Annotated in this window: 1 protein-coding gene; it reads right to left on the reverse strand. The window is 69.0% G+C overall.

Going from position 1 to position 1,256, the window contains the following annotated elements:
* On the reverse strand, positions 1-1,256 hold a 1,256-nt coding region (locus DBR34_RS10910), incomplete at both ends, for an ATP-binding protein (protein WP_181393975.1).

A 1,256-nucleotide genomic window follows, 5' to 3' on the forward strand; every position in this document is an offset into this window, starting at 1 on the left:
CCACCACCTGCTGCTGGCCGACCAGTTCGTCCACTTCCAGCGCGATCTTCTGGCCATCGCCTTCGACCACCACCACCAGCGAGTCGTCCTTGGTGCGCCCGCCGAACCCGTAGTACTCGCTGAGCGAGAGGATCGGCAGGTACTCGCCACGGACGCGCAGCACGCGGCCTTCGCCGGCCATGGTGCGCACGTCCTCGGGCTGCGGCTGCAGCGCCTCCAGCACGTAGGCCAGCGGCAGGATCACCGTTTCACCGGCCACCGCCACGGTCATGCCGTCGAGGATGGCCAGGGTCAGCGGCAGCCGGATCAGCACGCGGGTGCCATTGCCGGCCTTGCTTTCCAGCTGTACTTCGCCGCCCAGTGCCTGGATGTTGCGGCGGACCACGTCCATGCCCACGCCACGCCCGGACAGGTCGGTAACCGCGTCGGCGGTGGAGAAGCCCGGCTGGAAGATCAGGTCCCAGACCTGCGCGTCGGTGGGGTTGTCGGGCACGCTCAAGCCGCGCTCGAGGGCCTTGGACAGGATCTTGTCGCGGTTCAGGCCGCGGCCGTCGTCGCTGACTTCGATGACGATGTGGCCGCCCTGGTGCGAGGCCGCCAAGGTGATCGTGCCGGTCTCGTCCTTGCCCGCATCGCGGCGGACGTCGGGCATTTCCAGGCCGTGGTCGATCGAGTTGCGGACCAGATGCACGAGCGGATCGGCGATCTTCTCGATCAGGCCCTTGTCCAGCTCGGTGCCTTCGCCGATGGTGCGCAGGCGAACGTGCTTGCCCAGCCGCGAGGACAGGTCACGGACCAGGCGCGGGAAGCGGCGGAACACCGCGTCCACCGGCAGCATGCGCACGCCGATGACCGCTTCCTGCAGGTCGCGGGTGTTGCGTTCAAGCAGGTCCAGGCCGGCGAACAGCTGTTCGGCATGCACCGGGTCCAGGGCGTGCGACACCTGCTTGAGCATGGCCTGGGTGATGACCAGTTCGCCGACCAGGTTGATCAGGGCATCGACCTTTTCCACGGCGACGCGGATCGAGGTTTCTGCTTCGTGTGCGGCCGGGGCAGCGGCGGCGACAGGTGCCGCCGCAGCTGCAGGTGCCGGGGCGGCCACCGGGGCCGCTGGCGCGTGGGTGGCCAGGCTGGGGGGGGCGGCCGGACGGATGTCCAGTTCGCAGTCGTCCACGACCCAGGCGAAGGTGTCTTCGATCTTGCTGCGCGGCACCTTGCCGACCAGGCCGAGGTCCCACGCCAGGTGGGCTTCAAGC

This window comes from Stenotrophomonas sp. HMWF003 (genome assembly GCF_003061285.1).
In the GTDB taxonomy this organism is placed as follows: Bacteria; Pseudomonadota; Gammaproteobacteria; order Xanthomonadales; family Xanthomonadaceae; genus Stenotrophomonas; species Stenotrophomonas maltophilia_AP.